At 54.6% G+C, this 22,886-nt stretch carries 27 protein-coding genes; 24 read left to right on the top strand and 3 right to left on the bottom strand.

Translation table 11 applies throughout. The features are described from left to right. Positions 1 to 15: 15 nt before the first annotated feature. The 21 genes from rpsH (at position 16) to glmM (ending at position 15,736) form a co-directional block, all read left to right on the top strand. A complete protein-coding gene (gene rpsH, locus HMPREF2981_RS03550; RefSeq protein ID WP_004005273.1) occupies positions 16 to 414 on the top strand; it encodes a 30S ribosomal protein S8 in 399 nt (132 codons plus the stop codon). Between the two features lie 27 nt (positions 415 to 441). Further along, entirely contained in the window at positions 442 to 978 is a 537-nt protein-coding gene (gene rplF, locus HMPREF2981_RS03545; protein ID WP_004005272.1) for a 50S ribosomal protein L6, read from the top strand. A gap of 2 nt (positions 979 to 980) precedes the next feature. Then, positions 981 to 1,343, top strand: coding sequence for a 50S ribosomal protein L18 (rplR, locus tag HMPREF2981_RS03540; protein ID WP_004005271.1), 363 nt, complete (start codon positions 981 to 983; stop codon positions 1,341 to 1,343). 29 nt (positions 1,344 to 1,372) lie between these two features. Beyond that, on the top strand, positions 1,373 to 2,014 hold the full coding sequence (gene rpsE / locus HMPREF2981_RS03535) for a 30S ribosomal protein S5 (RefSeq protein ID WP_172461391.1): 642 nt from the start codon (positions 1,373 to 1,375) through the stop codon (positions 2,012 to 2,014). Continuing rightward, on the top strand, positions 2,014 to 2,220 hold the full coding sequence (gene rpmD, locus HMPREF2981_RS03530) for a 50S ribosomal protein L30 (protein ID WP_004005265.1): 207 nt from the start codon (positions 2,014 to 2,016) through the stop codon (positions 2,218 to 2,220). The genes rpsE and rpmD overlap by 1 nt, the downstream gene beginning before the upstream one ends. 1 nt (position 2,221) lies before the next feature. Continuing rightward, a complete protein-coding gene (gene rplO, locus HMPREF2981_RS03525) occupies positions 2,222 to 2,668 on the top strand; it encodes a 50S ribosomal protein L15 (protein WP_013397609.1) in 447 nt (148 codons plus the stop codon). A gap of 272 nt (positions 2,669 to 2,940) precedes the next feature. Next, positions 2,941 to 4,248 carry a preprotein translocase subunit SecY gene (gene secY, locus HMPREF2981_RS03520; RefSeq protein WP_013397608.1) on the top strand — a complete coding sequence of 436 codons (1,308 nt, stop codon included), beginning with the start codon at positions 2,941 to 2,943 and terminating at the stop codon, positions 4,246 to 4,248. Continuing rightward, positions 4,245 to 4,808 (top strand): adenylate kinase, encoded by a 564-nt coding sequence (locus HMPREF2981_RS03515; protein ID WP_048779670.1) that lies wholly within the window; start codon positions 4,245 to 4,247, stop codon positions 4,806 to 4,808. Before secY ends, HMPREF2981_RS03515 begins: the two co-directional genes overlap by 4 nt. Before the next feature lie 117 nt (positions 4,809 to 4,925). Continuing rightward, entirely contained in the window at positions 4,926 to 5,762 is an 837-nt protein-coding gene (map, locus tag HMPREF2981_RS03510; RefSeq protein ID WP_048779672.1) for a type I methionyl aminopeptidase, read from the top strand. 67 nt (positions 5,763 to 5,829) lie between these two features. Then, complete coding sequence (gene rlmN / locus HMPREF2981_RS03505) at positions 5,830 to 7,059, top strand: 23S rRNA (adenine(2503)-C(2))-methyltransferase RlmN (RefSeq protein WP_004005259.1); 1,230 nt, start codon at positions 5,830 to 5,832, stop codon at positions 7,057 to 7,059. A 209-nt stretch (positions 7,060 to 7,268) separates the two neighbouring features. After that, entirely contained in the window at positions 7,269 to 7,490 is a 222-nt protein-coding gene (infA, locus tag HMPREF2981_RS03500; protein WP_005505018.1) for a translation initiation factor IF-1, read from the top strand. 126 nt (positions 7,491 to 7,616) lie between these two features. Continuing rightward, positions 7,617 to 7,730: a 50S ribosomal protein L36 gene (rpmJ, locus tag HMPREF2981_RS03495; protein WP_004005257.1), complete on the top strand. Its 114-nt coding sequence runs from the start codon at positions 7,617 to 7,619 to the stop codon at positions 7,728 to 7,730. 173 nt (positions 7,731 to 7,903) lie between these two features. Next, a complete protein-coding gene (rpsM, locus tag HMPREF2981_RS03490; RefSeq protein ID WP_070660845.1) occupies positions 7,904 to 8,272 on the top strand; it encodes a 30S ribosomal protein S13 in 369 nt (122 codons plus the stop codon). A gap of 68 nt (positions 8,273 to 8,340) precedes the next feature. Beyond that, positions 8,341 to 8,745 carry a 30S ribosomal protein S11 gene (gene rpsK, locus HMPREF2981_RS03485; protein WP_004005255.1) on the top strand — a complete coding sequence of 135 codons (405 nt, stop codon included), beginning with the start codon at positions 8,341 to 8,343 and terminating at the stop codon, positions 8,743 to 8,745. Between the two features lie 137 nt (positions 8,746 to 8,882). Further along, positions 8,883 to 9,875, top strand: coding sequence for a DNA-directed RNA polymerase subunit alpha (locus HMPREF2981_RS03480; protein WP_013397604.1), 993 nt, complete (start codon positions 8,883 to 8,885; stop codon positions 9,873 to 9,875). Between the two features lie 100 nt (positions 9,876 to 9,975). Beyond that, positions 9,976 to 10,695, top strand: coding sequence for a 50S ribosomal protein L17, sunset domain variant (gene rplQ, locus HMPREF2981_RS03475; RefSeq protein WP_004005253.1), 720 nt, complete (start codon positions 9,976 to 9,978; stop codon positions 10,693 to 10,695). Between the two features lie 220 nt (positions 10,696 to 10,915). Further along, positions 10,916 to 11,866, top strand: a complete 951-nt coding sequence (gene truA / locus HMPREF2981_RS03470) for a tRNA pseudouridine(38-40) synthase TruA (protein WP_179918945.1) — start codon at positions 10,916 to 10,918, stop codon at positions 11,864 to 11,866. Between the two features lie 210 nt (positions 11,867 to 12,076). After that, positions 12,077 to 12,520, top strand: a complete 444-nt coding sequence (rplM, locus tag HMPREF2981_RS03465; RefSeq protein ID WP_004005251.1) for a 50S ribosomal protein L13 — start codon at positions 12,077 to 12,079, stop codon at positions 12,518 to 12,520. Between the two features lie 33 nt (positions 12,521 to 12,553). Next, the gene (rpsI, locus tag HMPREF2981_RS03460) at positions 12,554 to 13,051 is read left to right on the top strand and encodes a 30S ribosomal protein S9 (RefSeq protein ID WP_004005250.1); all 498 of its coding nucleotides are present in this window, start codon (positions 12,554 to 12,556) and stop codon (positions 13,049 to 13,051) included. Between the two features lie 169 nt (positions 13,052 to 13,220). Then, positions 13,221 to 14,276, top strand: a complete 1,056-nt coding sequence (gene ppk2 / locus HMPREF2981_RS03455; protein ID WP_004005249.1) for a polyphosphate kinase 2 — start codon at positions 13,221 to 13,223, stop codon at positions 14,274 to 14,276. Between the two features lie 101 nt (positions 14,277 to 14,377). Next, positions 14,378 to 15,736, top strand: a complete 1,359-nt coding sequence (glmM, locus tag HMPREF2981_RS03450; protein WP_070449024.1) for a phosphoglucosamine mutase — start codon at positions 14,378 to 14,380, stop codon at positions 15,734 to 15,736. A gap of 210 nt (positions 15,737 to 15,946) precedes the next feature. On the opposite strand, the gene mscL is transcribed toward glmM, so the two are convergent. From mscL to coaA, 3 genes are all read right to left on the bottom strand, one after another. Beyond that, on the bottom strand, positions 15,947 to 16,312 hold the full coding sequence (mscL, locus tag HMPREF2981_RS03445) for a large conductance mechanosensitive channel protein MscL (RefSeq protein WP_070660842.1): 366 nt from the start codon (positions 16,310 to 16,312) through the stop codon (positions 15,947 to 15,949). Positions 16,313 to 16,514: 202 nt separating this feature from the next. After that, positions 16,515 to 17,495: a D-alanyl-D-alanine carboxypeptidase family protein gene (locus HMPREF2981_RS11035; protein ID WP_246825238.1), complete on the bottom strand. Its 981-nt coding sequence runs from the start codon at positions 17,493 to 17,495 to the stop codon at positions 16,515 to 16,517. 55 nt (positions 17,496 to 17,550) lie between these two features. After that, positions 17,551 to 18,507, bottom strand: coding sequence for a type I pantothenate kinase (gene coaA, locus HMPREF2981_RS03430; protein ID WP_070660833.1), 957 nt, complete (start codon positions 18,505 to 18,507; stop codon positions 17,551 to 17,553). A 185-nt stretch (positions 18,508 to 18,692) separates the two neighbouring features. Here coaA and glmS point away from each other — a divergent pair, with 185 nt between their 5' ends. The 3 genes from glmS (at position 18,693) to HMPREF2981_RS03415 (ending at position 22,854) form a co-directional block, all read left to right on the top strand. Beyond that, positions 18,693 to 20,576: a glutamine--fructose-6-phosphate transaminase (isomerizing) gene (gene glmS / locus HMPREF2981_RS03425; RefSeq protein ID WP_070660830.1), complete on the top strand. Its 1,884-nt coding sequence runs from the start codon at positions 18,693 to 18,695 to the stop codon at positions 20,574 to 20,576. A gap of 200 nt (positions 20,577 to 20,776) precedes the next feature. Continuing rightward, complete coding sequence (locus HMPREF2981_RS03420; protein ID WP_004005243.1) at positions 20,777 to 21,211, top strand: holo-ACP synthase; 435 nt, start codon at positions 20,777 to 20,779, stop codon at positions 21,209 to 21,211. Between the two features lie 41 nt (positions 21,212 to 21,252). After that, positions 21,253 to 22,854: a bifunctional ADP-dependent NAD(P)H-hydrate dehydratase/NAD(P)H-hydrate epimerase gene (locus tag HMPREF2981_RS03415; RefSeq protein WP_004005242.1), complete on the top strand. Its 1,602-nt coding sequence runs from the start codon at positions 21,253 to 21,255 to the stop codon at positions 22,852 to 22,854. Positions 22,855 to 22,886 lie beyond the last annotated feature (32 nt).

The following is a 22,886-nucleotide window of genomic DNA, read 5'->3' as shown; positions in this document are numbered from 1 at the left end:
GGGCTACAGCCCAAAATGACTATGACTGATCCGGTCGCAGATATGCTGACCCGTTTGCGCAACGCAAACTCCGCATACCACGACACCGTGTCTATGCCCTACTCGAAGCTCAAGGCTCGCATCGCCGAGATCCTGAAGGCTGAGGGCTACATTGCCGATGTTAAGGAAGAGGAAGCAAAGGTTGGCAAGACCCTGACCCTCGTTCTTAAGTACGGTCCGTCCCGCGAGCGTTCCATCGCTGGCGTGCGTCGTATTTCCAAGCCGGGCCTGCGTACCTACGCAAAGTCCACGAACCTACCTCGGGTTCTGGGTGGTCTCGGTACCGCTATTCTGTCCACCTCCTCGGGCCTGCTCACTGATAAGCAGGCTGCGAAGAAGGGTGTGGGCGGCGAAGTTCTCGCCTACATCTGGTAGTCGGTTAGAAGAGAAAGGAAGAGAAGAATGTCACGTATTGGACGTCTCCCCATCTCGGTTCCAGCCGGCGTTGAGGTAAAGGTCGATGGCAACCTGGTGACCGTTAAAGGTTCCAAGGGTGAGCTGAGCCACCAGGTGGCTTCCCCCATTACTGTTGCTCTAAACGACAATGAAATCGCGGTATCGCGCCCGAACGACGAGCGTGTTTCTCGCTCGCTGCATGGTCTGACTCGTACCCTGATTCAGAACATGATTATCGGTGTGACCAACGGCTATGAGAAGAAGCTGGAAATTGTTGGTACCGGTTACCGTGTGACCGCGAAGGGTAACGACCTGGAATTCGCTCTAGGTTACTCCCACCCGATTAGCGTTTCTGCACCCGAAGGTGTTTCCTTCGCCGTAGAAGGCGCTAACAAGCTGACCATTTCGGGTATCGATAAGCAGCTCGTCGGTCAGGTTGCAGCAAACATTCGTGGTCTGCGTAAGCCCGATCCCTATAAGGGCAAGGGTGTTCGCTACGCAGGTGAGCACATCCGCCGCAAGGTCGGAAAGGCTGGTAAGTAAACATGGCTATCAAGTCGAAGGCATCGCAGCGTGCACGCCGTCACGCTCGCATCCGCAAGTATGTTTCGGGTACCGCTGCGCGTCCGCGCCTGTGCGTCACCCGTTCGAGCCGTCACATGTTCGTTCAGGTTATCGACGATGTCAAGGGCGTGACCCTGGCATCCGCCTCCACTATGGAAGCAGAGCTTCGTGCCGCAACCGATCTGGACAAGACCGCTAAAGCAAAGCGCGTTGGTGAGCTTGTAGCAGAGCGCGCTAAGGCAGCCGGTATTGAAACTGTCGTGTTTGACCGCGGCGGCAACAAATACCACGGTCGTGTTGCAGCAGTTGCTGATGGCGCACGTGAAGGAGGTCTGGCACTCTAATGAGCGAACAGAACGTAAAGGAAACTCAGGTGAGCGAAGCAGTAGCAGCTGAAACCGCTGAGACTTCTAAGCAGCGCGAAGAGCGCCGCAACAACCGCGGCGAGCGTCGCGGTCGCGGTGATCGTAAGAACCGCGCACGCGAGGAGGAAAAAGATAAGTACATCGAGCGCGTGGTAACCATCAACCGTGTGTCCAAGGTCGTCAAGGGCGGTCGTCGCTTCAGCTTCACCGCTCTGGTCGTTGTTGGTGACGGTAATGGCATGGTCGGCGTTGGCTACGGCAAGGCTAAGGAAGTTCCAGCAGCTATTGCCAAGGGTGTTGAGGAAGCTAAGAAGAACTTCTTCCGTGTACCCCGCATCGAGAACCGCACCATTCCCCACCGCGTACAGGGTGAGGAAGCAGCAGGCGTTGTGATGCTCCGCCCGGCAACCGCTGGTACCGGTGTGATCGCTGGTGGTCCGGTGCGTGCAGTGCTCGAAGCAGCAGGTATTCACGATGTGCTGTCGAAGTCTCTCGGTTCCTCGAACCAGATCAACATTGTTCACGCAACCGTTGCAGCACTCAAGCAACTGGAAGAGCCTCTGGCAGTTGCAGCCCGTCGTGGTCTGCCCAACGATGAGGTTATCCCCAGCTACCTGCGCAACACCAAGTCCGATAAGGCAGGTGCGTAATGGCTAAGCGTATTCAGCCCAGCGACGCAAAGCTGGAAATTACCCAGGTTAAATCCTATGTTGGTCAGAAGCAGAATATGCGCGACACCCTACGTTCCCTCGGCCTGAAGCGCCCGGGCAACAAGGTAGTGCGCACTGCCGACCCCGTCACCGTTGGCATGGTTAACACCGTTGCTCACCTGGTGAAGGTTGAGGAGGTCAAGTAAGATGGCAGACGCTATCAAGATTCACGATCTGCGCCCGGCACCGGGTGCCCACAAAGCAAAGACCCGCGTAGGCCGCGGTGAAGGCTCAAAGGGTAAGACCGCAGGTCGCGGTACCAAGGGTACCAAGGCTCGTTACCAGGTTCGTCCCGGCTTCGAGGGCGGTCAGCTTCCGCTGCACATGCGATTGCCGAAGCTGCGCGGGTTCAAGAACCCGTTCCGTACCGAGTACCAGGTTGTTAACCTGAAGCGCATTCAGGAACTGTTCCCCGAAGGTGGCGAGGTCACCGTCGAGGCCCTAGTCGCTAAGGGCGCCGTTCGTAAGAACGAGCTTGTGAAGGTTCTGGGCGACGGCGACATCACCGTCAAGGTGAACGTTGTGGTTGATAAGGCTTCTGCATCCGCAATCTCTAAGATTGAGGCGGCAGGCGGTTCTGTAACCGTTAAGTAGTCTTCAGACTCACTAGATGGCTCCCGCACATGAGGCGGGGGCCATCTTCTTTGAGCAGCAAGAGTCTGCATCAAAGCTTTTATGATGTATTTAACGTCTCAGAAATTCTAGAAAATTCATCTTAAATAACGCTCACAGAATACAAAATACACATATCTCGCGCCGTGGTTATCGACAACGCCGGTGAACAGGCTAGACTGGAAGGTATGTGTTTAGCGTGTTCCTAACATCTGTGTTAGCGAATACATACCCCAAGATCTTCAGGAGGACATGTGCTTAGCGCGTTCGGGCGAGTCATTAAGACCGCCGACCTGCGACGTAAGCTGCTGTTTACCCTAGGCATGATTGTGCTGTACCGTATGGGCACCTTCATTCCCGCCCCCGGTATTTCCTACGGCACGGTTCAGCAGTGTCTTAACGCCAACCAAACTCACGGTGGCGCCTACGACATCATCAACCTGTTCAGCGGTGGTGCACTCCTACAGCTTTCTATCTTCGCGCTGGGCGTGATGCCCTACATTACGGCAAGCATTATTATTCAGCTGTTGCGCGTGGTCATTCCTCGTTTCCAAGAGCTACACGATGAAGGGGCTCAGGGACAGGCCAAACTCACTCAATACACCCGTTATCTCACTATCGCTCTTGCGCTTCTCAACGCGACCACGATTGTTTCTATGGCACGCTCTGGCGTGCTTCTGGGGAACTGCCCCGGTATTATCCCGCAAGACGATGTGCTGCACATCCTGGTTATTATCATTACTCTGTGTGCCGGTACCGGCGTCATCATGTGGATGGGCGAGCAGATTACTGAGCGCGGCGTAGGCAATGGCATGTCTTTGCTTATTTTCACCTCAATTGCTTCCTCGTTCCCGAATGCTCTGGGCTCCATCCTGGAACAGCAGGGTCCGTTCGTCTTCTGGTCCGTATGCCTTGTGGGCCTTGCCGTGATGCTTGCGGTGGTCTACGTGGAGCAGTCTGTACGCCGCGTTCCCGTGCAATACGCTAAACGCATGATTGGTCGCCGTACTATTGGCGGTACCAGCACCTATATTCCGCTCAAGGTCAATATGGCCGGCGTTATTCCCATCATCTTCGCCTCCTCACTGCTGACTTTGCCTGGTATTATCGCGCAGTTCAATACCCCACAGGGTGGCGCAGCACCCCCCGAATGGGTGAACTGGGTAAATACCTACCTTACGAGGGGCGATCATCCGCTGTATATCGCTCTGTACTTCCTGCTGATTCTTGGATTCACGTATTTCTATGTTGCGGTGACCTTCGATCCGGTCGAGGTTGCAGACAATATGAAGAAATATGGCGGCTTCATTCCGGGTGTTCGCGCGGGTAAGCCTACTGAACGTTACCTCAGCTATGTTCTAACCCGCATTACACTGCCGGGTTCGCTTTACCTCGCTGTGGTTTCCATGATTCCGCTTGTTGCGTTGGTTCTCTTCAACGCAAACCAGAACTTCCCGTTCGGCGGTGCATCGCTGCTGATCGTGGTGGGTGTTGGTCTTGATACTCTCAAGCAGGTCAGCGCCCAGCTTCAACAACGAAACTATGAAGGATTGCTTCGATGAACCGTCTTCTGATCATAGGCCCTCCCGGCGCCGGTAAAGGCACTCAGGCCGTCAAGATTGCTGAGGAGCTGAAGATTCCCGCGATTTCGACCGGCGATATTTTCCGGAAGAACATTAAGGAAGAGACCGAGCTCGGTAAGGAAGCAAAGTCGTATATTGACTCTGGCAACCTCGTGCCTGATTCCGTCACGAACAATATGGTGCGTGCTCGTCTCGACGAAGCCGATGCGGCACACGGTTTCCTTCTCGATGGATACCCCCGCAACATCGCTCAGGTTCACGAGCTTGATGCTATCCTTGCGGATAAAAACCAGCAGATTGATCGTGTACTTTTGCTCGTTGCAGATAATGATGAGCTTGTTGCCCGACTGCTCAACCGAGCTGCCGAGCAGGGGCGCACCGACGATAATGAAGAGGTCATTCGCCATCGCTTGAAGGTGTATGAAGAAGAAACCGCACCGCTGATCGCGATTTATCGTGAACGCGGTATCGTCAAAGAGGTTAACGGTTTAGGCGAGATTGCCGACGTGACCGAACGTATTCTTAAAGCCCTATCTTAGGGATATACATTATAAGCTGCGCCTCCGTCATCGTGCGGGGGCGCAGTTGCATGAACGCACTGCCGCAGTAATGGTGATACGGCAATGCTCTTAGGACTCAGAACGAGAAGGAACCCTATGGCACGTGTAGAGGTCAAAACTAATACCGAATTACACCACATGTCGCGCGCAGGCATTATAACCAGCCGTGCGTTGGATGAGGCAGTTGCGGCTGCAAAGCCCGGAGTGAGTACCGCAGAGCTCAATAAAGTTTTCGAGCGCAGTCTAGAAGAACAAGGCGGAATCTCGAACTTTTATGGTTATTATGACTACCCTGCAAGTATCTGCACCTCTGTGAATCATGAGGTGGTACATGGCATACCCGGTGACTATATCCTTCAAGACGGCGATATTATCTCCATTGATGGAGGCGCCTATATTATTGACCCGGCTACTAAGAAGCAGTGGCACGGCGATTCTGCACGAACTGTATTGGTTGGAAATACTTCACAGGCCCGCCGAGACCTATCCGATATAACCCGGGAAGCCCTCTGGTACGGTATCGCAGCACTGGCACACGCAAAGAAAATCGGCGAGGTAGGGATTGCGATCGAAGAATTCGTGCGCAGCGAAACCGGGGATACATACGGTATCATCGAAGACTATGTAGGCCACGGCATCGGTACCCACATGCATATGGCGCCCGACGTGCTGAACTACGCCGCCCGTGATCTCGGTCCAAAAATTAAACCTGGCATGGCATTTGCAATCGAACCCATGCTTGTAACGGGGAATACCGATACCACCGTACTTGAGGATGACTGGACAGTCATTACAACCGATGGATCGGATGCCTGCCAATGGGAGCACTCGGTTGCCGTGCATCGAGATGGCCTGTGGGTTCTAACCGCAGAAGATGGGGGAGCCTCTGAACTGGCACGCTTCGGCATTATCCCCGTACCGATTCCTAAGTAGCATCTGCCCATTTTGGGGTGTGCATCCTTGACAATCATCGAGCATCTATAACGCCCGAAGGAAAACTATGAGCGAAACTCTGACAGGCTGCGCCGCAGCTTCAACCGATTCCACGTCACGCTCCACCAAAGTACCCGTGGAGATTTCAAGCGTGCGCCCTGAACCGGGAAAAATTGCGCTCAAAGCACCCCGGCGAACAAAACCGCCCAAGCATATTGCCGATTTTGATATGGCAGGGCGCCGTGAATTCCTCAAGGAACTGGGATACCAGCCCTTCCGTGCATCGCAGCTCTCAAAGCACTATTTCGAACGACTGGTTAACGATCCGGCGCAGATGACAGACCTGCCTGCTCAGGATCGTGACGAGATAGTATCCCGTGCAATGCCGCAGCTGCTAACTCCCGTGCGAACCCTAGAAGCTGACGGCGGGGATACCCTCAAAGTCGTACATCGTCTTTTCGATGGGGCGCTTATTGAATCGGTCATTATGCGGTATGACAACCGCGTCACCATGTGTATTTCCTCGCAAGCTGGATGCGGTATGAACTGCCCCTTTTGTGCCACCGGGCAGCAGGGGCTCACCCGCAATCTCTCGACCGCAGAAATCGTAGAGCAAGTAGTTGCTGGGGCACGATATCTGAAACAGATGAAGGGTCTTGACAAGGCCGATGGAGGGTCGGAAGATACCCGCCCGCTACGCGTCTCCAATATTGTATTTATGGGAATGGGCGAGGCGCTCGCAAACTATAAATCAACGATGGGCGCGGTGCACCGTCTGATCGATCCCGCTCCCGAGGGACTGGGTATCTCCGCGCGCGGACTTACGATGTCTACCGTGGGTTTGGTGCCCGGTATCCGCAAGTTTGAGCTGGAGAAACTGCCGATTACGCTTGCCCTATCGCTGCACGCGCCGGATGATGAACTGCGCGATGAGCTTATTCCCATCAACCAGCGGTGGAAGGTTGATGAGACTCTGGATGCCGCATACGATTATTACCGCACGACCGGGCGGCGCATCTCAATTGAATATGCGCTTATTCGCGATATTAACGACCAGGGATGGCGCGCCGATTTGCTGGGGAAAAAGCTCGCGCAGCGCGGTCGTGGATGGGTACATGTAAACCCTATTCCGTTGAATCCGACTCCTGGCTCAAAATGGACAGCATCGCGTAAAGGCGTGGAGCAGAATTTTGTGGAGCGTCTGCGGGCACACGGTATTCCAACGACAATTCGCGATACTCGCGGTTCTGATATTGATGGTGCATGTGGCCAGCTCGCTGCCAAAGAAGAGGAATAGGGGTGCCTCATACCGAGTAATAACCCTTATTCTGCAGTTGTTTAAAAGGCAACTATGTCGTATAGTTGATAGTTGGCTGTTTGTACCAGCGTTAAGTGCGCCCTTTTTTGCAGGTGTAAAACGCTCTTCACCAGTGTGTGAAGATATACAGCATCAGAAGATAGAACTGTTCAGAGCATAAACTCTGGGCACCGACGTTAGCGGAGGATATGGCAAAGAAAGACGGCGTCATCGAGATCGAGGGCTCTGTGGTTGAGGCTTTGCCCAATGCGATGTTCCGTGTTGAGCTAGACAATGGTCACAAAGTTCTCGCGCACATCTCGGGTAAGATGCGTCAGCACTACATTCGAATCCTGCCTGAGGATCGCGTGGTAGTGGAACTGAGCCCCTACGACCTGTCCCGTGGTCGTATCGTCTACCGTTATAAGTAAAACCCGATCATTAAACGTCGCTTCGGCGGCGTTTAAGTCGTGTTCATAGGGATAAATAGTTCTTCTGGTTGCCCAGTAAGAACCTCCTATCTCGCCAGTTATCAAGTTGCAATCAAAAGGAATGCGATGAAGGTCAAGCCGAGCGTTAAGCCGATCTGCGATAAGTGCAAAGTGATTCGCCGTCATGGCGTAGTCATGGTGATCTGCGAAAACCCGCGCCACAAACAGCGCCAGGGCTAAGCCCACGGTAGCTGCGTAACACCGCCTGCGGGCGGAATCGTCATAGGCACCGCTCCGCATTGTTTATCGAGTGATAAAGGATGCGGATACCTCCGGACTCAGAGGCCGGGGACCGGGCAAACACCCGGGCAGTGATGCTACAGACCTCTGGAAAACAACAAGGAGAAGCCAGTATGGCACGTCTCGCTGGAGTTGATATTCCCCGCGAAAAGCGCGTGGAAGTTGCTCTCACTTACATTTACGGCGTGGGCAAGACCCGTGCTCACGAAACCCTTGCTGCTACCGGCGTGAACCCTGACACTCGCGTCAAGGATCTCACCGACCAGGAGCTTGTGGCACTTCGTGACTTCATCGAAAGCAACTACAAGGTTGAAGGTGATCTTCGCCGCGAGGTTGCAGCCGATATTCGCCGCAAGGTTGAAATCGGCAGCTACCAGGGTCTGCGTCACCGTCGCGGCCTGCCGGTTCACGGTCAGCGCACCAAGACCAACGCACGCACCCGTAAGGGCCCGAAGCGTACCGTCGCAGGTAAGAAGAAGTAAGCAACGTTGCTCTGTCGAACTATCAGTATCGACCAACGTATTAGAAAACCTTTGTAGGAGAATCAATAATGCCTCCCAAGACTCGCGCCGCGGCTGCTCGCAAGACCCGCCGCAAGGTCAGCAAGAACATCGTTGCTGGTCAGGCTCACATCAAGTCGACCTTCAACAACACTATCGTCTCCATTACCGATCCCACCGGTGCAGTAATCTCGTGGTCCTCTGCAGGTGATATGGGCTTCAAGGGCTCTCGTAAGTCCACCCCCTACGCCGCACAGCTGGCTGCTGAGACTGCCGCAAACCGTGCTAAGGAACACGGCGTCCGTAAGGTTGATGTTTTCGTAAAGGGCCCCGGTTCTGGCCGTGAGACCGCAATCCGCTCTCTGCAGGCAGCAGGCCTAGAGGTTGGTTCGATTCAGGACGTAACCCCCGTAGCTCACAACGGTTGCCGTCCGCCGAAGCGCCGCCGCGTCTAATTAGGCGAATGCCTAATCCCTCTGCGGCTGTCGTCTTCACAGATAACACCAAAGAGTCCAGACACCCGTCTGCTTCCTAAAATCTGTTTTCCCAAACTTGTGGGCTCATATAGCGGAGCTCACCGAAAGGAAACAAAGTGCTTATTGCACAGCGCCCCACTCTGACTGAAGAGGTCGTAGCGCCGAACCGTTCGCGCTTCACCATCGAGCCCCTTGAGCCGGGCTTTGGCTACACCATGGGTAACTCCCTCCGTCGCACCCTGCTGTCCTCCATTCCCGGCGCCGCTGTTACCAGCGTTCGTATCGACGGTGTTCTGCACGAGTTCAGCACTGTTCCCGGAGTCACCGAGGATGTCACCGAGATTATCTTGAACGTCAAGAAGCTCTCGATTTCTTCGGAAAATGACGAGCCCGTAGTTGCATACCTGCGTAAGCAGGGCGAGGGTGAACTTACTGCAGCCGACATTGAAGTACCTGCCGGTGTTGAGATTCACAACCCGGAACTGCACATCGCAACCCTCAATGCGAAGGCAAACTTCAATGCCGAACTGATTATTGAGCGCGGTCGCGGTTATGTGTCTGCAGCTCAGAACAAGACCGGTGATGCAGAGATCGGCCGTATTCCGGTTGATTCTATTTACTCCCCGGTTCTGAAGGTTACCTTCAGCGTTAACGCAACCCGTGTTGAACAGCGCACCGACTTCGACAGCCTGACTTTGGACGTCGAAACCAAGGAAGCCATTGCACCGCGCGATGCCGTCGCATCCGCAGGCAGCACCCTGGTTGAGCTCTTCGGACTTGCACGTGAGCTCAACGTTGCTGCCGAGGGTATCGAGGTTGGTCCGTCGCCTGCCGACGAGTCCATGGCTGCCGATTTGGCTCTGCCGATTGAGGACCTTAACATGTCCGTTCGATCCTACAACTGCCTCAAGCGCGAGGGCATCCACACCGTGGGCGAGCTCGTGACTCGTAGCGAGGCGGATCTGATGGATATTCGTAACTTCGGTGCTAAATCCATTGATGAGGTCAAGGCTAAGCTGCATGAGCTTGGTCTGGCTCTCAAGGATTCCCCTCCGGGCTTTGAACCCGTTGCTCGTGCATACGATGACGAAGACGGTTCCGGCGAATAAATTTCGATCGAATAGTTCACCCGGTTGTTCCGGGATCAGTAAACGTGGTTCCTAAGTCCCGTTGTTGGGGCGGTGGAACGTAAATCATGGAGAAATAACTATGCCTACTCCCACTAAGGGTCCCCGCCTCGGCGGTTCCCCGACCCATGAGCGCCTAATGCTCAATAACCTGTCGGCGCAGCTCTTCCAGCACAAGCGCATCACCACCACCTTGACTAAGGCAAAGCGTATGCGCCCGGTGGCTGAACGTTTCATCACCTTCGGTAAGAAGGGCGATTTGGCGGCTCGCCGTCGCGTGCTGCGATCCATTACCGACAAGTCCGTAGTACACGAGCTTTTTACTGTAATCGCACCGGCAATGGCCGAGCGTCCCGGTGGCTACACTCGCATCACCAAGATCGGTAACCGTAAGGGCGATAACGCACCTATGGCCGTTATCGAACTCGTAATGGAGCCTGTAGAAACTAAGGGTGCTGTTGCAGAAGCTACCAAGGTTACTGAGAAGGCTGCCGAGGCTCCTAAGGCTGAAGCAAAGAAGGCAAAAGCTGAAAAGGCTGAACCTAAGGAAGAAGCTAAGCCCGCTAAGTCTGAAGGTACCGAGGGTCTGCCCGCAGGTGCACACGCTCCGTTAGAATCTGGTGAGGCTCCCGAAGGATTCGAGGTCAAGGGTAACGCTGACTCGATGAAGTACCACGTGCCTGGCTCCCGCTGGTATGCAAACACCATTGCCGAAATCTGGTTTGACTCCGCTGAGTCGGCTGAGGCGGCAGGTTACGCACCCGCCGGTGGTGCAGCAGCTCAGAAGGTTTCTGCTGAGTAAGCACAGCTAACGCGCGTTAGTGTATCGTCAAAATCCGTCGCCTAGGTTCATAGGCGACGGATTTTGCGTGTTTCAGACGTACATTCTTGGGCAAATTCACCAGGTATTGTTGAAGGCCGAAAGGGGGAAAGCTACTGTGTCTGATCAGTTACAAGAACCTGGTCCTCAGGCATCACAGATCAACCTGGACTCACAGCCATCATCTGGCGATGGGGACGTGCTGGGCACGCAGCGGGTACGTATCGACTGCGCCTATGACGGCACGTGGTTTAGCGGGTGGGCAAGGCAGCCTAATCTGGTAACTGTGCAGGGTGTATTAGAGGATGCGCTGGAGCTGGTGCTTCGCGCGCATCACCGAGTGACGGTCGCCGGCCGTACTGATGCCGGAGTACATGCACAGGCGCAAACTATTCACCTTGATATTGCCGCCGAAACCTGGCAGAAACTTACCGGGCGTGACGGGCTGGCAGATCCAGCTGAGTCGCTCAAGCGTAAGGTTTCTGGTGCCCTGAAACGAACCCTGGCGCAGGCAGAACATACGCTAGGAATCCCTGAGCGTATGCGCGGGCTTCTTCAAGGATCTCTTGTGCTTCACCAGGTACAGCCCGTGCCGCAGGACTTTGATGCGCGGTTTTCAGCGACCGGCAGGCGGTATACGTACCGCATCCTGGATGGACAGGGGAGTAGCCCCGATCCGCTGCGCCGCGCGTATGCCTGGTGCATTCCCGAAAGCCTAGACCTTGAAGATCTTAACAAGGCTGCTCATGAACTTACGGGGCTACATGATTTTCTCTCGTTCTGTAAGCCGCGTGAGGGAGCTACGACGATTCGTGAACTCCGCCGTATATACCTAACACGCCATGATGACGGAGTTATTGAAGCGACAGTTGAGGCAGACGCTTTTTGTCACCATATGGTGCGCTCGCTTATAGGGGCACTAGTTCTCTACGGCACCGGAAAACGGACCCAAGCATGGCTGCGGGAACGCCTAGAAAACCCGCAGCGGGATGCCTCACTCATTATGGCACCCCCGCATGGATTAGCTCTTGCACACATTGATTATCCAGCGCCTGAAGAGTACGGTCTGCAGGCACGAGCTACTCGGGCAATGCGGCAGAGCAACATTTTTAACGGGGAATCCGCGCCATTTAAGGGTTTTGGTGTGGATTAAGCACCTAAATTGCTGTATAGTTTTGCTAGTTGTGCGTGTTCTGCCCGAGCACGCTCTCGGCACTGTCTAGTTGCAGGACGTTAAGGTGTCGCAGAGTACGGGTCAGAACGGGCGAGCATTCGGTCCTCACCCGGATTCGTCATGCACGTAGTAATAGGCGTGATACCCAACTAAGCGCCGAATGTACATTTCGAGACAAAGGCCAATATTTTGCGCACTTATACTCCTAAGCCCGGCGAAGTTGAGCGCCAGTGGCACATCATTGATGCCACCGATGTGGTGCTCGGTCGCCTCGCAAGCCAGACCGCTATCCTGCTGCGCGGTAAGCACAAGCCGACTTTTACCCCTAACGTGGACACCGGCGATTTCGTGATCATCGTGAATGCCGAGAAGGTCGCTCTGACCGGTGCAAAGCTTGAGCAGAAGCGTGCATACCGCCACTCGGGTTACCCTGGCGGTCTGAAGTCCGTCAATTATGCAGAGCTTCTTGAAACCAACCCTGTTCGTGCGGTTGAGAAGGCTGTGAAGGGCATGCTGCCCAAGAACAAGCTAGCTGCACAGCAGATCAAGAAGCTGAAGGTCTACGCTGGTCCCGAGCACCCGCACGCGGCACAGCAGCCCAAGACCTACGAATTCAACCAGGTCGCCCAGTAATTCGGGCCTACGAAGAAACTATTAGGAGAAATCGTGGCTCAGAACGAAGAGCAGATCGTAGTCGAGGAAGAGCTCACTAGCTACACCTCGGAATCCGCAGCCCCCGTCGCGGCGGCTGCACAGACAAGCCGTCCGGCACTGACTGTTGCAGGTGCTGCAGTCGGTCGTCGTAAGGAAGCAGTGGCACGTGTTCGCGTGGTTCCCGGTTCCGGTAACTGGACCATTAACGGCCGTAGCCTGGATAGCTACTTCCCCAATAAATTGCATCAGCAGGATGTGAACCAGCCGTTCAAGATCCTGGAACTTGAGGGTGCTTACGATGTGATTGCACGCATCAGCGGTGGTGGTCCCTCCGGTCAGGCAGGCGCGCTGCGCCTCGGTATCGCTCGTGCCCTCAACGAGATTGATCGTGAGAACAATCGTCCCGCACTGAAGAAGGCAGGCTTCTTGACTCGCGACGCACGTGTTATCGAGCGTAAGAAGGCCGGTCTCAAGAAAGCACGCAAGGCTTCGCAGTTCTCCAAGCGTTAATCGCTGGTTCTGCTGCACAAAGCCCCCGCACTTCCCAAAGAAGCGCGGGGGCTTTGTGCGTTATAAGGGGTTTACCTGCATAAGGTTGCGATAACTGTTACATTTGTCGCTCATTCTCACTCTCGGTACAGTTAAAGTGTCAAAGCAGACACGAACGGAAAGAGAATTCATGACAGAAAAGAACCTTCAGCCCGCAACGGAGCAGGTCGAGAGCACCGTACCCGAGACCGCTCCTCAGTCTTCCGATGTTGCAGATCCAGCTGTATCAGAGAAAAAGCACGCGATTAAAGAAGCTCTTAAACCTCAAGTTCGTCGTACCTCGGTGGTTGAAGACTATGCGGCAGAACTGGATGAAATGGCATCTCTCACCCATGCTCTGAGCGGAAATAAGAAAAGCTCAAGGAGCGATGCCTGGAAGATTGGCTACCCCTACGATGAAAAACTCGGTCGTAAAGCATACGAAAAAGAAAAACGCGCACTGCAGATTGAGCTTCTGAAGCTCCAGCTATGGGCAAAATCGACCGGGCAGAAAATCCTCATTATTTTTGAGGGACGCGATGCTGCGGGTAAGGGTGGTTCCATCAAACGCTTTACGGAACACCTGAACCCCCGTGGGGCTCGCGTGGTGGCTCTTGAAAAGCCAACCGATATTGAACAGACTCAGTGGTATTTCCAGCGCTATATCAAGCACTTACCCTCTGGTGGCGAGATCGTCATGATGGACCGTTCCTGGTACAACCGCGCCGGGGTTGAGCGTGTGATGGGCTATTGCACGCAGGCCCAGTACTTCGAGTTTATGCGCGAAGTACCCGACCTAGAACGTATGCTCGTGAACTCGGGCATTAAGCTCATTAAGTTCTGGTTCTCAGTCACCAAGCAGGAACAGCTGGCACGCTTTACCTCACGACGCACCGATCCTGTTCGTCAGTGGAAACTATCACCTACCGATTTGGCGTCGCTCGATAAGTGGGATGATTACACTGCTGCGAAAGAAGCCATGTTCTTCTACACCCATACCGGCGATGCTCCGTGGACCGTTATCAAGTCAAATGATAAGAAGCGTGCTCGTCTGGAAGCCATGCGTTACGTGCTCTCACAATTCGACTACACCTCAAAAGACCGTGAAGTCGTGGGAACTTGCGATCCTTTGATTGTACGTTCTGCAACGGATGTTTTTGAAGAAGAAGGCGGCAGTGACCCCGAAGGTTTCCCTGTCATCCAATAAATAAAACTTTTGGTTGGTTTATTCAATAAACCTGCTAAGAAAATAACTAAGACCCGCCCCTGCCTACCAAAGCGGGGGCGGTTCCGGCGTAAGATAGTAAGGTGACTGAACGACTTTTTGGAACTGATGGCGTGCGCGGCCTCGCGAATGAGATTATCACTCCGGCACTCGCTCTTGAGCTCGCGCAGGCAGCCGCCCTTGTACTTGGACACGAGCAGGTCGCCGAAGGCACCCGCCCCCGCGCCGTAATCGCTAACGATTCACGCGCATCCGCAGATTTTATTGTCTCTGCCATGAAAGCCGGGTTTACCAGCGCTGGTGTGGATGTGTTGGACGCGGGAATCGTCCCCACTCCGGCCGCCGCCTACTTAGTGGCTTACACGGATGCAGACTTTGGTGTGATGATCTCAGCATCGCATAACCCCGCCGCCGATAACGGCATTAAATTCTTGGCGCGTGGTGGACAAAAGCTTGAAGACGCCACCGAAGATGCCATTGAGCGCGTGTACCGGGAAAAGAACTTTAGGTACCCTACCGGGGGTGAGGTCGGCTCTATCTGCGCCTTAGAGAACGGTACCGAGGCATACGTTAAGCACCTAGTTTCCACGCTAGAAGACGAGAAGCCTCTCGCAGGTCTTAAGGTTGTGCTGGACTGCGCAAATGGTGCAGCTTATGCAGCTTCTCCTGCGGCCTTCACCCGGCTAGGAGCCGAGGTTATAGCGCTTGCTGCTGAACCGAACGGCACCAATATCAACGATGGCGTAGGTTCTACGCATCCGCAGTCCCTTCAAGCTGCCGTCGTTGAACACGGCGCAACCTTGGGGATTGCACACGATGGTGACTCTGACCGATGTCAGGCAGTTGATGAGCAGGGGAACCTGGTAGACGGCGATCAGATTATGGCTATTCTTGCCTTGGCGGCGCATCGTGCTGGGCACCTGAGCCAGAACACTCTGGTGGCAACCGTGATGAGCAGCCTAGGGCTTGAACTCTATCTGCGTGAGCATGGCATTTCGCTGGTGCGCACCGCCGTGGGAGATCGTTATGTACTCGAAGAGATGCGTGAGCACGGGTATAACCTAGGCGGTGAGCAGTCCGGGCATGTGATTATGAGTGACTATGCGACCACGGGCGACGGTGTGCTCACCGGGATTCAGCTTGCCGCTGAGGTGGCGCGTAGCGGGGAGAAACTTTCTGTGCTGGCCTCACGGATGCAGCCCACCCCGCAGCGTTTGATTAACGTGAAGGGCGTAGATCGTGCCGGCGTTTCAACCAATGCTGCGCTGAATGCTGCTGTGGCCGATGCCGAGAAAGGGCTGGGGGAGAGCGGGCGTGTTCTTCTGCGTGCTTCTGGAACCGAACCGCTGGTACGCGTTATGGTTGAGGCCGCTACGCAGGAGCAGGCCGATTCTGTTGCTCAGCATCTTGCGGATGTGGTGGCGAAAGAACTGGCTCTCTAGTCTTACAAGCTTTCCAGAAAATTGTGATGCGTATCGTTGGCGAAATAGAAATATTTCGCCAACGATACGCATTTTGTTTATAGCGCAGGTTCAGCTCATATCGGCAGATTTATTCGAGTTGAAAAATACCCTGGGGCACATCCAAAATCGGATGCGCCCCACGGCTTTTGTTGAATGACTAGTTATGTTTGAATCGGAGTGATCCGTAGATTACTTCTTAGCGAGGGAATCGCGGATTTCCTTGAGAAGGGTAAGCTCGGTTTCTTCTATTTCTTCAACCCTGTTGCGGGTAACCCTTTCGTTGAGCTTTTGAACTGGAAGAACAACGGCGAAGTACACGGCAGTCGCAATAAGCAGGAAGTTTACGACAGCGGTCAGAAAGACACCGATTTTAATCTGACCGAAGACGAGGAAAGAATCAAAGTTCGGAAAATGGAAGAGCATGGAAATTGCGGGCATGAGCACCGACTGAACCAGTGCAGTCACAACTGCGGTGAACGCAGTACCCATGATGATACCGACTGCAAGGTCGATAACGTTGCCACGAATCAAGAAATCTTTAAAACCTTTAAGCATGTACCCAGGGTATCGTGTTTCCCAGTAAATTTTCAGGGAAAACCAACAAAAAACCTTCCAAATAAAGTATTTTTCTTCACAAGTACACCATATATCAATCTTTAAAGGTTGATTTTAGATATTTGTTTCTGTGGGTTAGAACCCTGTCTAAAGAACAGTTAGGGGTGTAAGCTGTTGATAAACCTATGAGAGGTAGCTGAGTCTACCCAAGATAATCCGGTGCCGCACCGGTGCCAAAAAACTCCTCCAAAGTCTTTGCTCCGGATGCTCGATACTCCTGAGTCAGACCAACACCTAAATAACGGTAATGCCAGGGCTCAAAGATATAGCCCGTCACATGCTGCTGGTTCTTCGGGAAACGCAGGATAAAACCAAAGTCGGGAGCGTTTTTCGCCAACCATTGACCTGCACGAGTATCTTGGTAGCATTCTTGTAGAAGGCACCCTTCGGGGGAACCGAAATCGATAGCCAGCCCGGTCTGATGCTCCGAATATCCGGGTCGTGCAGAAAGCGTATCTGCGGTCTTCTGCCCGTTAACCTTCACCCAATGCTGGTAGGTCTGTTTCTGTGCCGTGAAGGAACGATAAGCACTGCTGACCGTGAGGGTTACTCCATCCCGTGCTGCCGCATCCATCATGGACTGTGCCGCCGCAGCCGCCTCAGCACGTAACTGCTGCCCATAAAACGGCACCAAATCCTGCGGGGCCCAATCTTGCGGTGAGAATGGGCGAGTTTTATTGACGATGCACCGTAACGATTCCGGATGCGATTCGACCGATGTGTGCTCAGCAGGTTTTTTGCTCTCGGGCGCGGAAGGTTCTTCTGTAGTGCCGCCTTCTGGTTGTGACTTCTGGTCTTTGGGCTGTGAAGACTCTGAGGCCGTAATCTCTGGGGTAGCTTTTTCAGACGGTTTCGTCTCTGGGATTTTCTCGTTTGCCGTCGGGGACGCACTAGGTTTTATCGTAGGGTTCGATGGGGTGGAACTCTTCGTAACCTTCGGGGTGGCGGTGGGTGAAGATGACACACTTGCCGGAGAAGTCGTGCCTGTCGCGCTTGGTGTAGTGGAAGCAGTAGCTGATGTATTCCCGCTAGTCTGAGGTTCCTGAGAGCCGCATGCAGACAAGACCCAAGACCCAGATGCTGCAGTCAGCAGCGCTCGGCGTGAAAAAACTGATGTACCCATAGGGAACCTCCTTGGGAAACTGGTCTTTATTCTGGAATATGTCAACGGCAATGCGCTAATTTTTGCGCAAGAGAACCTGCGCCACCTTATGGTCGGAACCTTTCTGCAAGATCAGGTGCGCGCGAGCGCGAGTAGGAAGAACGTTCTGTACGAGGTTAGGCTCGTTGACGGTTTTCCAGATACCGGTGGCAAGCTCAATCGCTTGGGCATCGCTTAACTCAGCATAGCGCTTAAAGTAAGAATCCGGGTTCGTGAACGCGGAGGAGCGCAGGGTGAGGAACCGGTTAACGTACCATCGCTGAATATCTTTGGTATTTGCATCGACGTAGATGGAGAAATCAAAAAAGTCACTGAGCGTCAGGTCTGAGGTTTCGGGGCCTTCAGTGCCAGCAGAAGCGAGTACGTTAAGTCCCTCAAGAATCAGCACATCAGGGGTCGTGACCTCAATCTGTTCATCGGGAAGAATGTCATAGTACAGATGCGAGTATTTGGGAGCTCTGACCACAGGGACCCCCGATTTTATATCGGAGACAAATTGCAGCAGCGCCCGCCTGTCGTATGATTCGGGAAAGCCTTTGCGGTGCATAATGCCGCGGCGTTGTAACTCAGCATTTGGGTACAGAAAACCGTCGGTGGTGACGAGCTGAACCTTCGGGGTTGAGGGCCAGCGCCTCAGGAGCGCCTGCAGCAGGCGTGCCGTCGTCGATTTGCCGACCGCTACGGACCCGGCTACACCGATAATAAAGGGAACTCGTCGGTGGGATGCCTGAAGGAAGTCATTCGTCATGTGGTTGAGTGAGGATGCCGCATTGACGTACAGATTCAAAAGTCGGGAGATTGGCAAATAGATCTGGCGCACCTCGTCGAAGTCTACCGGTTCGCCTAAGCCGCGGAGCGCTTCGAGTTCCTCTTCGCTGAGGGGTACCGAAATTTCGGTCGCTAGACGCGACCATCGTGAGCGTTCCAGCTCGACAAAACGCGAGCTGGCGGCAGAAAAATTTGAGGAGCTCATTCCCCTAAGTGTACGAATTTTGCGCGTCAGATGCGAACAAGATGTGGCATCCTTTAGGTTGAGAATGCACAAAGGCTGGGGCTATACCTTGAAAGAAATGCCTTTTGACTAGGGGTTATTCCGCCCACAGGTGTAAAGGACGCCGGGTTAGCTGCCCTGAGGCGTGAATAAGATAAACTTGAGCTATGTGTGGAATTGTAGGATATGTAGGTCTGGACGCAGCTCCGGACGGTAATAAATTCGACCACGATGCATACAAAGTGGTCATTGAAGGTCTGCGCCGCCAGGAGTACCGCGGCTATGACTCGGCCGGTGTTGCGCTCGTATGCCCTGACGGCATCGAATTCCGCAAGAAGGCGGGCAAACTTATCAACCTAGAACATGAGGTCGAGGACTCGCCGCTCACCGAATCACAGATTGGTATTGGCCATACCCGTTGGGCTACCCACGGTGGTCCCACCGACAATAACGCGCATCCGCACGTAGTCGATCACGGTCGTCTAGCGGTTGTGCACAACGGTATTATTGAAAACTTTGCCGAGCTACGCGCCGAACTGCTCGCCGAAGGGGTCGAGTTTCAGTCTCAGACCGATACTGAGGTAGCTGCGGCACTTATTGCAAGTATCTACAACAAACTGGGTACTAAAGACCTGACCGAGGCAGTGCGTGAAGCATCAAACCGTATGGAAGGTGCTTTCACGATTCTTGCGGTTCATGCAGATCACCCTGACCGTGTGGTGGCGACCCGCCGCAACTCTCCGCTGGTGATTGGACTGGGAGAGAACGAGAATTTCTTAGGATCTGACGTTTCGGCGTTTATCGACCACACCAAAGAAGCCGTAGAGATGGGGCAGGACCAGATTGTCACCATCACCGGTACTGACTATTCCATTATTGATTTTGCGGGCAACCCCGCCGAAGGCAAGCCCTTCCACATCGAATGGGATGCCGCAGCGGCGGAAAAGGGCGGCTACAACTCGTTCATGGAGAAGGAAATCCACGAGCAACCCACCGCCGTTGAGCAGACCCTCATGGGACGCATGGATGAAAAAGGTAACCTCGTTCTGGACGAGCTTAATATTGATGATTCCGTGCTGCGCTCGATCGATAAGATCATCGTGGTGGCCTGCGGTACCGCAGCGTACGCGGGTCAGGTTGCGCGCTACGCTATCGAGCACTGGTGCCGTATCCCCACCGAGGTCGAGCTTGCCCATGAGTTCCGATACCGCGACCCCATCGTGAACGAGAAGACCCTGATTGTGGCTCTTTCGCAGTCCGGTGAGACCATGGATACCCTCATGGCGGTGCGTCACGCCCGCGAGCAGGGCGCTAAGGTCATATCTATCTGCAACACCCACGGTTCAACCCTGCCGCGTGAATCCGATGCGGCGCTGTACACCCACGCCGGTCCCGAGATCGCGGTCGCATCGACCAAGGCGTTTCTGGCGCAGATTACTGCAGCATATCTGCTGGGTCTGTATCTTGCGCAGCTTCGCGGCAACAAGTACAAGGATGAAATCTCTGCCATCCTCGGTGAGTTGCAGAAGATGCCCGCTAAGATCCAGAAGGTTATCGACAACGATACCCTTGTGAAAGAACTTGGCGCCGAGATGAAAGATACCTCTTCGGTGATCTTCCTAGGGCGCCACGTTGGGTTCCCTGTTGCCCTTGAAGGCGCGCTTAAACTCAAAGAGATCAGCTACATCCACGCCGAAGGTTTTGCCGCTGGCGAGCTGAAACACGGTCCTATCGCTCTGATCGAAGAGGGCCAGCCCGTTATCATCATTGTGCCCTCCGCACACGGGCGTGAATCCCTGCACGGCAAGGTTGTTTCCAATATTCAGGAGGTGCGCGCTCGCGGCGCCTTCACCATCGTCATTGCCGAAGAGGGCGATGAGGCTGTCAAGGAGTATGCGGATCGTCTGATCACCGTTCCTGCCGCGCCTTCTCTGCTGCAGCCTTTGCTTGCCACCGTGCCGCTGCAGATTTTCGCGTGTGCACTTGCTGAGGCGAAAGGACTGGACGTTGACCAGCCCCGTAACCTCGCCAAGTCGGTGACCGTGGAGTAATCCTCATCCCGCATATGCGTTCGCGTGGGCGGTGTCGTTACCCTTCAGGGGACGGCACCGCCCACGCCTCGTTAACCCGCACCACAGTGCGAGACCGAGGAAGTTTCATGATGCGTTAACATTGTTCGCTGTGCTGTCTTCCCTGTACCAACCTCGCTAAACTTAAAACAAAACTCGCATTTTGGCAGGAAAGGCGAAAAATGATTATCGGAATCGGCGTAGATACCGTCAACATTGAGCGCTTTGAACGAATCGTCACCGAAACACCCGCTTTTGTGCGCAGGGTATTCACACCGAATGAGCGCACTCGTAATATCCGTTCTCAAGCCGTACGTTTTGCCGCCAAAGAAGCGGTCGCCAAAGTCTTAGGGGCACCCGATGGGCTCAACTGGCAAGATTGCGAAGTCGCCAGCAGCGAGAGTGGGCAGCCATACCTGATTCTTACGGGAACGATCGCCGAACGTGCCCGTACCCTCGGCATCAATCGTCTGCACCTGAGCCTAACCCATGATGAACCCGTAGCCGTTGCCATCGCCACGGCGGAATATCTGAGCGCTACAGAGCTTGCCCATCTGAAAAGGTTCGATCCTGAAAGCTACAGTATGACGGTTCTCGCCGAAGACCCCACCGACTAGCCCCCTGCCGCATCGACGCGAGCATTTGATCAGGAGGAGTTATGAAGCTCGTCTACACGGGTACACAAATTCGCAACGCTGAACGTCCTTACCTTGAGGCACCGGACTACGACGGGTATTTGATGCAGCGCGCGGCGGATGCGCTCGCCGCCGAAGCTCACGATATGCTTGCTGATGCGGGGCAGCACAGCCAGTACACGCGCATCCTCTTATTGGTTGGGCCGGGGAATAACGGTGCGGATACAGTGTATGCAGGCACCCGGCTGCATCAGCAGGGGTACCGCATTGAGGCCGTTCTCTTCGACCCAACCGGTAATAACCTGGAGCTGCTCGCCCGCGAAAGCGGTGAAGGAACCCGCGTGCTTGACACCGCCCAAAGTCTGCGCGATATTGCCTCCTACTCCCTGATTATTGACGGTATTTTGGGAACCGGCGCGAAGGGAGCAGCACGTGGGGAAGCGGGGGAGTACCTGGCTAAACTCCGTGCCGTGCAGATAGACGGTAAATTACCCCCAGTGCTCGCCTGTGATGCCCCGACCGGGCTCGATAGTGAACGCGGCACCCTGCACGAACCCTCACTCGCGGCTGCGCGAACGGTCACGTTTATTGGGCGTAAGCTACCGGCAGGAACCCATATTGCGGAGCACTGCGGAACTATTAAACTCTACGATTTAGGGGTTCCCGAAGCTCTCAAGGGGTATAAGCCGATGCTGCGCGTTATGGAACGTGAGGACTATCGGGATCTGCTCGAAAAGCCTTCGGTATTCTCACATAAGTACAATCGCGGTGTGCTTGGTATGCTCACGGGAAGTCGCGATTATCCCGGTGCTGCCCTGATGAGTGTGCGTGCTGCCCTCAATACCGGGGTGGGGATGGTGCGTTTCAATGGGAAAGACGATACCCTGCGCACTCTCATGCTTGGGCAAAACCCGGAAACGGTGTGTTTTACAGGGCCTCCCGCCCATGAGCATGTGCACGCCTGGGCTGGCGGCAGCGGTACCGGTCCCGAAACCCTGGACCATAACAGGTACCTGCTCAATGCCCCTGAACCTGCAATTCTGGATGCTGGTGCAGTAGACCTTGCCGCAGATTATTTAATGGCGGGTCACAGCCTAGGCGAACATAAAATTCTGACTCCGCATGCGGGAGAATTGGAACGTTTTCTGCGGCGCATTCATGAGCATTCGCCGCAGCGTTGGGAAGAAATGCTCGACGGTGCTCTCGTGCCCAGCCGGGAAGATATTAACGCTGAGCCGTTCCGGTGGGTTCGTGCCGCATGCGAGCTCAGCGGTGCAACTGTGATGCTTAAGGGCTCGACGACGCTTATCGCCGCCCCCGTGGGTGCCACCTATAGCGTGCACGGGGCTACCGGGTGGATTGCTACCGCCGGAAGCGGCGATACCCTCACCGGTATTCTGGGTGCTCTCTTGGCACAATATATGGCGGCTGCGCAGGAACGTCATGAGCAGGTCGAGGGATGCACGTATGCAAGTCTTGCGGCACTGGCGGTTTACCTGCATAATCGTGCGGCGCTGGCATCGTTGGAGGGACGCAAAGGGCCGGTTCCTCCCAGCCGAGTGGCCGCGTATTTACCGCAGGCGATTGCGGGACTTCTTGATGAGAAAGCCGTTCTCGACGATTAAAACCAGAACGAGACACATAGTATGGTGGGGGG

Source organism: Rothia sp. HMSC069C01, from assembly GCF_001814655.1.
Lineage (GTDB): Bacteria > Actinomycetota > Actinomycetes > Actinomycetales > Micrococcaceae > Rothia > Rothia dentocariosa.
The sequence above is the reverse complement of the archived record's forward strand: the minus strand, read 5'-3'. Positions and strand labels throughout refer to the sequence as shown.